At 70.2% G+C, this 9894-nt stretch carries 2 protein-coding genes; both read right to left on the reverse strand.

What is annotated here, in order from left to right:
* Nucleotides 1–4: 4 nt before the first annotated feature.
* Complete coding sequence (locus CHB97_RS20480; protein WP_089289872.1) at nucleotides 5–5497, reverse strand: type I polyketide synthase; 5493 nt, start codon at nucleotides 5495–5497, stop codon at nucleotides 5–7.
* The gene (locus CHB97_RS20485; protein WP_089289873.1) at nucleotides 5494–9891 is read right to left on the reverse strand and encodes a type I polyketide synthase; all 4398 of its coding nucleotides are present in this window, start codon (nucleotides 9889–9891) and stop codon (nucleotides 5494–5496) included. The genes CHB97_RS20480 and CHB97_RS20485 overlap by 4 nt, the downstream gene beginning before the upstream one ends.
* Nucleotides 9892–9894: the final 3 nt, after the last annotated feature.

Genomic DNA, 9894 nt, shown 5'->3' on the forward strand with positions numbered 1-9894 from the left:
GGCGTCAGCCCTCCGCCTGATAGCGCTGTTCGGCTTCGTCCTCCGACAGACCCTCCAGCATGTCCAGCAGGTCGCCCAGGCCATCATCAGATGCTACAGGCTCGGCGGCGGTCAGCAGCGGCACCTCCATCCGGTCGGCCAGATGCAGGGCCAGGTCGGCCACGGTCGGATGTTTCCAGACCAGGGTGACGGGCAGTTTCAGGCCGGTATCCGCCTCCAGCCGGTTCCGGGTCTCCAATGCCATCAGACTGTCGAAACCCAGATCCTTCAAGGCCGTGTTGCGCTCCACCGCTTCGGGCGACAGGCGCAGGACACGGGCCAGCACGCCGGCCAGATGCGCCTCCAGCCGGCCCTGTCGGGCCCAGCCCACCGGTTCAGCCAGCAAGGCGGCGCGCAGGTCGGTCGGCTGTTCGCGCACCGCTGCCGCTGGCAGGGCGATGTCGGACAGCAAGGGTGCCGCCGCCAAGGCCGGATAGGCCTGGGCCCAGCGGCGGCGATCAAAGGACATCACCGCCAGTTCCGCCACCTCCGCCAGCCCCAGGCAGCGCATCAACAGGTCCAGCCCGCGATCAGCCGGCAACGGCTCCACCCCGCGCTGGCTCAGCCCGTCCGCAGCGTTGGCGACCAGCCCGATATCCGCCCAGGGCGACCAGTTGATGGACAGGCCCGGCAGGCCGCGCGACCGCCGTGACCGGGCGATGGCGTCAAGGGCGGCGTTGGCCGCCGCGTAATTGCCCTGTCCAGGCGATCCCAGGAAGGAGGCAAGGCCGGAGAACAGCACGAAGAAATCCAGCGCCCGGCCTTCCGTGCCCTCATCCAGGATCATGGCCCCGCCCTGCTTGGCGGCCAGCAACCGTTCAAAGCGCCCGGCATCCTGTTGCAGCAGGATACCATCATCCAGGGAACCAGCCGCATGGATGACCCCGCGCAGGGGGCGGTCGGGCCGGTCGATATCGTCCAGCAGCGCCAGCATGCGCGCCCGGTCGGCCACATCCACCTGACGGATATCCAGTTCCACGCCGCAGGCGGCGATGGCATCCAGCGCTGCCGACTGTGCCTCCCCCGGCGGGCGACGGGCGGTCAGGACCAGGCAGCCGGCCCCTGCCTTTGCCAACCTTTCCGCCACCGCCAGCCCCAGCCCGCCCAGCCCGCCCGTGACCAGATACGTGCCGTCACGACGCAGGCTTGCCGGTTCCCCAAGCGTCACCTTGGCCCCCGCCAGCCGCGCCACCGACAGGGCACCGTCGCGCACCGTCACCTGCGTTTCCGGCACATCGGCCAGCAGCAGCCGGGCGAAGGCCGCCCAGTCATCGGCACCCGGCACCGATGGCAGGTCAGCCAGGCTGGGGCGCAATTCGGGATGCTCATGCGCCACCGTCCGGCCTAGGCCCCAGACAGGCCCTTGCGCTGGTGCGGTGCCGTCCCGCTGCACCCCGGCCGTGGCCAACCACAGGCGCGGCGGATTGCGCAAGGCCGCGCGGGCCAGCGCCTGCACCAGATGCAGGGCACCGACCACGCCGTGACGCCGCGCGTCAGCCGGCGACAGCCCGGACAGGCCCAGCGCCCCCAGATGCACGATGCCGGCCAGGGAACCGGACACCCCGTCCGGCACCTGGGACGCCGTCTCCACCCTTGCACCAGCCTGGGTCAAGGCCGATGCCAGGGCCGCCCGTTCCCCGTCGCCGCCACCGACCAGCAGCCATTCCGCCCCCGCCGTCGCGACCGGCGGCAGCGTCGCCGGCCGCCAATCGATGCGCCACAGCCAGGGCGCGTGGTCGGGTGCGGCTGTCGGCAGCAGGGCGCGGGCCTGCTGATAGCTTGTGGGCCGGTCCAGGGCCACGCGGTTATGGGCCAGCAGTTCGGTCACAGGTGCAAAGGGGTCATGGACCGCCGACATCAGGGCATAGATCATCAGGCCCGCATCCAGCGCCCGCCCGACATTGGGATACATGGCGACATGGCGGACCAGGGCCGGATCGACGGCGGGATCGGCGGCCACTATGGCCAGATTGGCCTCGAAATCCCCGTCATATAGGCAATTGGCGATGGGGCCGCTGACATCGGTGCAGGACAGCAGGCGCATCCTGGCCCCGGCCAACAGTTCTGCGAACTGCGCCGTGGTGGCCGAATATGTCGATAGTTCCGGCAGATCCACCGACGAGGAGCCTGTGGCCAACACCTCTGCCAGAATCAGCCGCCCGCCCGGCGCCAGATGGCTGCGGATATTGGCGAACAGCGATGCCTTGTCAGCGATCAGGCCCGACACCTCGAACCCGAACACCAGATCATAGATGCCGGGGAAGGGTGTGGCGGCACTGTCGCGCTGATACAGCCGTACCCGGTCGCCCAGCCCCAGGCGGGCGGCCCTTCCATTGCCGATCTCCGCCTGACGCGCCGACAATGTATAGCCCTCCACCGACAGGCCAGGATGTGCCGCCGCCAGATCGATCAGGTCGCTGCCATAGCCGCAACCGAAATCGAAGACCCGCTTCAGGCTGGCCATCTCGATTCCCCGGAACAGCAGCCGGCGCAGTTCCAGCTGTCCATCGACCAGCAGTTTCTGCTGCGCGGGATCATGTTCGGGCTGGAACACCGTGCGCAGCCAGGAGAAACCGGGAACGCGCACGGGCAGCAGGCTCCAGGTCAGATAACCGCTCAGCACCTCCTGCGACGCCGCGACACCGCCTTGGGCCAGCCGCGCCTCATGATAGGCGGCACCCTGGTCGTAATAGCCGCCGATCTCCGTCTCCCCGGCGGCGATGGGTGGCGGCGGGGCGATGCGCACGCCCGCCACCGGCTCTGCCCAATAGCGTTGCCGCTGCCAGGGATAGTGCGGCAGATCCAGGGGCGGCACCGGGCCGGGCAGCAGCGCCGGCCAGTCCAGCCCGGCCCCGGCGGCATAGAGGGCGGCCGCCGCCTCGGCCAGCGGGCCCGCTGCGGCCACGTCGCGGCGCAGGCAGGCGACGGCAAGCGCCGGCCGGCCGGCGGCCTGGATATTCTCCGCCATGGCCGGCACCAGCACCGGATGCGGGCCCATCTCGATCAGGATATCCGTGCCCCGCGCCACCAGCCCTTCCACCACCGTGCCGAACAGCACGGGCCGGCGTAGATTGTGGCACCAGTAATCCCCATCCAGTTCCCTGCCCTTCACGGGCGCACCGGTAACGGTGGAAACCATTGTCACCCGGCCATCGTGCGGCAACAGGTCACGCAGCAGCACCGCCAGTTCTGGCAGCAGCGGGTCAACCTGCGGGCTGTGGCTCGCCACATCCACCTTCACCTTGCGAGCAAAGGTGCACTCGGCCTCCAGCTGTGTGGCCAACGCCTCGATATCGCCGGCATTGCCGGCCAGCACCGTGGACCGACGGCTATTGGCCACTGCCACAGACAGGCGGCCTTGGAAGGGGGCAAGCAGCACCTCTGCATCCGCCAGCGACAGGTCGGTCAGCAGCATCGCCCCCTGCCCGGCAATGCCGGACAACAGGCGGCTGCGCAGGGCGATGATACGGGCCGCATCGTCCAGCGAAAGGATGCCGGCGACATGCGCCGCCGCCACCTCCCCCATCGAATGGCCAAGAACAATGTCGGGCACGATCCCCCAGGATCGCCACAGGGCGGCCAGCGCCAGCTGCAGGGCAAACAAGGCCGGCTGTATCCGGTCGATCCGGTCCCAGACCGCCCCTTCGCGGATCAGGCCGGCGACGGACAGGCCCAGATGCGGTGCCAGCGCAGCGCTGGCCGTCTCCAGCGCGCCGGCAAAGACGGGATCATCCATCAAGTCCCGCGCCATGCCCGCCCATTGCCCGCCCTGGCCAGGGAAAACAAAGGCCACGCGCGGCCGTGATGCGACACCAGCGCTGGCCAGCGCCTGCCATCCCTCCCCCTCGTCCCGCCCGTCCAGCCAGCCGGTCAGCGCCTCGCGCAGGCCGGCGGCATCGGTCGCCGTCAGAGCCAGCCGGTGCGGATAATGGGCGCGGTGTCGCGCCGTGGCCCGACACAGGGCAGCGGCATCGGCACCGCCCGCCAACCGGTCCCGATAGGCACCAGCCAGATCGCGCAGGGCGCCGGGGCTGCGGGCCGACAAGGGCAGCAGCAGGGTCCGGGGGGCCTCAGTAACCGTCAGTGCCGGCAAGTCCGGTGCCGCTGCAACCACCACATGGGCGTTGGTGCCGGCAAAGCCGAAGGCGCTGACGCCGGCCATGGGCTGGGCCACGTCCCAAGGCTGGGCGCGGGTCGGCACGCGCAGGTCAGCGACCGACCAGTCGATCTCCGGATTGGGCCGGGTGAAGTTCAGCACCGGCGGGATGGTGCGGTGCTTCAGCGCCAGCACCGTTTTGATCAGCCCGGCCATGCCGGCCGCACTTTCCAAATGGCCCAGATTGGTCTTCACCGCCCCCAGAACCAGCGGCACATGCTTCAGTTCCGCCGGACGCAGGGCGCGCGCCAAAGCATTGACCTCGATCGGGTCGCCCAGGCGGGTACCCGTGCCATGCGCCTCGACATAGGAAATGTCGGCGGCCTCCACGCCCGCATCGGCCAGGGCACGGGCGATCACCGCCTCCTGCGCCGGGCCATTGGGCACGGTCAGGCCGTTGCTGCGGCCATCCTGGTTCACCGCCGATCCGCGCAGCACCGCCAGGACATTGTCGCCCGCTGCCATCGCATCCGACAGGCGCTTCAGCACCACCACGCCGCACCCTTCGCCCCGGACATAGCCATCGGCGGCTGCATCGAAACTCTTGCAACGCCCGTCGCGGGCAAGCGCGCCCATGCGGCAGAAATACAGCGTGGTTTCCGGCGACAGGATCAGGTTGACCCCGCCGGCCAGCGCCGCGTCACATTCCCCGGCCCGCAACGCCTGGATGGCCAGATGCACGGCCACCAGCGATGATGAACAGGCCGTGTCCACCGCCATGCACGGCCCCTGCAAGCCCAGCAGATAGGACAGGCGGCCAGCCGCCGCACTATAGGCGTTGCCCGGCCCATAATAGGGTTCGCGCTGCGTCAGGTCGCCCAGAACCCGCAGATAATCGCCGCTGCCGATCCCCAGATAGACACCGGTGGCGCTGCCCGACAGCCGGTCAAGCGGCATACCCGCATCCTCCAGCGCCTCCGCCGCCACCTCCAGGAACAGGCGGTGCTGCGGGTCCAGGCTTTCCGCCTCACGCGGGGAGATACCGAAGAAGCCGGCATCGAACCCATCCACCTGTGTCAGGAAGCCGCCATCACGGGAATAGATGCGGCCCACAGCATCCGGGTCAGGATCGTACCAGGCATCCGCGTCCCAGCGGTCGGCGGGCACGCGGCCCACGGCGGACCGGCCTTGCACCAGCAGGTTCCAGAAGGCGCCGATATTCTCAGCACCGGGGAAGCGGCAGCCCATGCCGACCACGGCGATGGGGGCATGGCGCGCGCCCTCCAAGTCGGCAATACGGGCCTCTGCCTCTTCCAGCAGCAGCAGCAGTTCGCGGGTGGGGTCCAGTCTCTCACCGTTCATCGCGTGCTCCCCCGGCGGGCGGCCAGCTTGCGCTGCACATAATCGGCCAGGGCCGCCTCATCCATCGAGGCCACCTTCTCGCGCAGGGCGCTGGGTGCGGCCTGCTTCACCACCGGCACGGACGGCGGGTCGCCAGCGATGAGGCGGGCCAGGGCCGCCAGCGTGGGATGGTCATAGGTCAGGGTTGCCGGCAAGGGCCGGCCGATCCGGCGGGCCAACTCACCACGCAATTCAAGGGCCATCAGGCTATCCATTCCAAACACGCTGAACGGCTGGTCGGGATCGACCGCCATTTCTTCCGGCAAGCGCAGCACCGACCGCATCACCCGACCGACTTCCCGCTCCGCCAGCCGCAGCCGCTCCCCGGGCGGGGTCTGGTTCAGCAGGGTGGCCAGGTCGCCACCCGCGACAATCTCCACCGACCCGCGCGGGGCCAGCCTGTCCAGGAAGGCACTGTCATCCATACTGCGCCATGCCTTCCAGTCGAAGGGCAGCACTGCGACCGGTCCCGGTCGCCCGGCCAGGGCGGCCAACGCGGCAAGTCCCGCCGCCGGGTCCAGCATCCGCACGCCGCGCCGGACCCAACCGGCCTCGTCCGACCCCGCCGCCATGCCCAGGGCCCGCCAGGGGCCCCAGGCGATGCTGGACACCCTGGTTCCATCGGCGGACAGGGCGGATGCAGCCGCATCCAGCCAGGCATTGGCGGCGGCATAATTGCCCTGCCCTGCCGACCCCAATGTGCCGGCGGCGGATGAAAACAGGGCCATGAAATCCAGATCAACCCCCGCCGCCACCGCCCGCAGGCTGGCCAGCCCGTCCAGCTTGGGGCCCAATACGGCGGCAAAAGCGTCCCAGTCCAGACCCGTCAGCACGCCGTCACGCAATATCCCCGCCGCATGAACGATGCCTGCCAGCGGCGGTGCGTCAGCGGCGGCGATGCCCTGCCGAACGGCGTCTGCATCGGCAATGTCGGCCCGCACCGGCATGGCCCGCACGCCGTCGCGCGCCAGATCACTCAGCAGCGCCGCATCGGGTTCCGACCGGCCCAGCAGCAGCAGGTGCTTCGCACCACGCCCCGCCAGATCGCGGGCCACGGCCAGACCCAGCCCGCGCGTGGCCCCCGTCACCAGATAGGTGCGGTCGGGCCGCAGCGGGGCCGGCTGGTTCGGCACCGCCGGAACCGGTGCCAGCCGCGCCACGCGCCAGCCATCGCGCCAAGCCCATTGCCGTTCCCCCGCCGACCGACAGGCCGCCAAGCGGGGCAGGAAGTCGCGAATGATGGATGCCGCATCGGCATCATCCGGCAAGTCCAGCAGTACGGGTGCCGATTCCGGCTGTTCAAGCGCCGCAGTGCGACCCAGGCCCCAGAGCGTGGCACCGGCCGGGCTGGTCACCGTCCCCTGCGCGCCCCGGGTCACCCACAGGGCGGGCACGCCCGTGCGGGCCAGAATCAAGCCTCCCTCCAGCGCCGGGCGCAGTTCCGCCGTCTTGGCCCAGGGGGACAGGTCCAGGGCGGACAGATGCAGCACCCCGGCGATACCCGACAGATCGCGCCCAGCCACCGCATCCGGTGTGACGCGTTCCATGTCCAGGCCCGCCGCCGCCAGCGCATCGGCAACGCCACCCCGATCCGGCACCACCAGCCAGCGACCTGCCGGTTCCGCACCGGCTGGCGGTGCCACCGGCTCCCACGCCACGCCCAGCAGGGGCGGCAGGGTGGCCGGCGGCTGGGTGATCCAGTGGCGCACCCGCTGGAACGGATATGTCGGCAGCGATACCGGCCGGCGTCCGCCGGGCGGATGCAGCGCCTCCAGCTTCACATCCACGCCCGCACTCCAGGCACCGGCCACGGCATCCAGGAACCGGCGGCGATCCTGCCCGCCCGGCCGCAGGCTGGACAGAAAGGTGATGGCGGCATCGGGCTGTTCCCGCCGGGCCAGCGCCACCAGCGCCGGGCCAGGCCCGATCTCGATCACGCAGCCGATCCGCTGGTCGGCCAGCGCCGACAGGGCGGGAGCGAAGGCCACCGGTTCGCGTATCTGCCGGCCCCAATAGGCCCCATCGGGTGCCGCCTGTACCGGCGATGCTGTCAGGGTGGATGTCCAGGGCAGCACGGGCGCCTTGGCGACAACAGCACCGGCCAATGCGGTGAAGGGGGCCACCGCCGGGTCCATCAGTGGCGAATGGAAGGCATGGCTGACCGCCAGCTTCTTCCACCGAATGCCGCGTGCCGACAAATCGGCACCGATCACATCCAGCGCCGCCGCATCGCCCGACAATACTGTCTCCGCTACGCCATTCAGGCCGGCAATGCCCACCCGGCCACCGACAAGGGCCGCCAGATCGGTCGCCGGTGCGAAGACCGCAATCATGGCACCGTCGCGCGGCAGGGCCTGCATCAGCCGCCCGCGTGCCACCACCAGCCGCGCCGCATCCTCCAACCCCAGCACCCCGGCCGCCCACGCGGCGGCGAATTCACCCACGCTGTGGCCCAGCACCAGATCGGGTTCCACCCCCAGCCCGCGCCACAGCGCCACCAGCCCCACCTGCAGCGCGAACAGGGCCGGCTGGGCATATGCCGTGTCGTTCAGGCGCGCATCCTCCCGACCGCCCAGCCAGATATCAGCCAGATCCGGCAAGTCTGCCATGGCCGCCAGACAGCGGTCCACCGTTTCGCGGAACAACGGTTCATCCCGGTAAAGCCCGGTCACCATGCCGGCATATTGGCTGCCCTGGCCGCTGAACAGGAAGGCCACCCGCGTCCGCCCGCCCAGGGGGGCCGTGCCGCGCTGGCCATCACCGGCGGCGAGGCGGACAGCGGCATCGGTCGCGTCGTCGGCAACCACCGCCAGCCGCTTTTCCAGCCGCGCCCGACCGGTGGCCAGCGTCCAGGCGGCATCGGCCAGGGCCGGCGCATCTGGCGCCGACAGGGCCGCCGCCACACGCCCGGCCAGGACGGACAGGGCTGCATCATCGCGCGCCGACAGGGCCAGCAATTGCGGCCCCGCCGCCGCTGTCTGTACCGGTTCGGTCGTGTCATCCGCCCGGATCACCAGATGCACATTGGTCCCGCTCATGCCGAAGGCGCTGACCCCCGCCACACGTGGCCCAGGCCAGTCCGTCAGGCGCACAGGCACCGCTGCCGGCACGGCACCCAGATCCAGCGCCGGGTTGGGTTTGGTGAAATGCAGGTGCGGAGGGATGCGCCCATTCTGGACCATCAAGACCACCTTGATGGTGGCCGCAATGCCGGCTGCCGCTTCCAGATGGCCGATATTGGTCTTCACGGTGCCGACATGCAGGGGAGTGGTCCGCCCCTGCTGCACAGCGGCCAGGGCCGCGATCTCGATCGGGTCGCCCAGGCTGGTGCCGGTGCCATGGGCTTCGACATAGGTGACGGTATGCGGTTCCGTCTCCGCCTGGGCCAGGGCGGCGCGGATCACCGCCTGCTGGGCCGACCCGCTGGGCACCGTCAGGCCGGCGGCAGCCCCGCCATGGTTGACGGCTGACCCGGCGATCACGGCGATGATGCGGTCTCCCGCCGCGCGCGCATCAGACAGGCGCTTCAGCGCCACCATCCCCGCCCCCTCACCCCGGCCATAGCCATCGGCCGACGCATCGAAGGTCTTGCAGCGGCCATCGGCGGCCAGGGCCTTCAGCCGCGCCATGGTGATGAAGGTATCGGGCACCAGGATCAGGTTGGCCGCCCCCGCCAGCGCCAGGTCACATTCGCCGCCGCGCAGGCTCTGGCAGGCCAGATGCACGGCCAGGGCGGAAGACGAACAGGCCGTATCCACCGCCATGGCCGGCCCCGTCACACCCAGCACATAGGACAGCCGCCCGGCCAGGAAGCTGGTGCCCGTGCCGGTGCCGACATAGGCATCCAGATCGGCCGGATCGGCGCTGGCCCGCACCAGCCGGTCGTAATCCTGGTTCATGGTGCCAATGAACAGGCCCGTGCGGCTGCCGGCCAGCCGGTCGGCGGCGATGCCGGCATGTTCCAGCGCCTCCCACGCCACCTCCAGCAGCAGACGCTGCTGCGGGTCCATCGTCACCGCCTCCCGCGGGGAGATGTTGAAGAAGCCGGCATCGAACCCACGCACCTCCGGCAGCAACGCCGCCTGCCGGCAATAGGATTTACCCGGCACTGACGGGTCGGGGTCATAAACGGCATCCATGTCAAACCGATCGGACGGGATGGGGGCGACGGCGTCCACGCCATCGCACAACATGCGCCAATATCCATACGGCCCGTCACCCCCGCCCGGAAAGCGGCAGCCGATGCCGACAATGGCGATCGGTTCCCGCTCCCGCGCGCGCAGCCGCCCCTTCATGTCGCGGACGGCGACAAGGGCGGCGCGCAATGCTGTGGCTTGGTCGGGGCTGCTGCTCATCGA

Origin of the sequence: Azospirillum sp. RU38E, from assembly GCF_900188385.1 — a bacterium.
Lineage (GTDB): Bacteria > Pseudomonadota > Alphaproteobacteria > Azospirillales > Azospirillaceae > Niveispirillum.

What these genes read in the sequence shown, in the direction of transcription:
- CHB97_RS20485 (WP_089289873.1), bottom strand. Translation starts at nt 9,891, where the DNA reads ATGAGCAGCAGCCCCGACCAAGCCACAGCATTGCGCGCCGCCCTTGTC.
- CHB97_RS20480 (WP_089289872.1), bottom strand. Translation starts at nt 5,497, where the DNA reads ATGAACGGTGAGAGACTGGACCCCACCCGCGAACTGCTGCTGCTGCTG.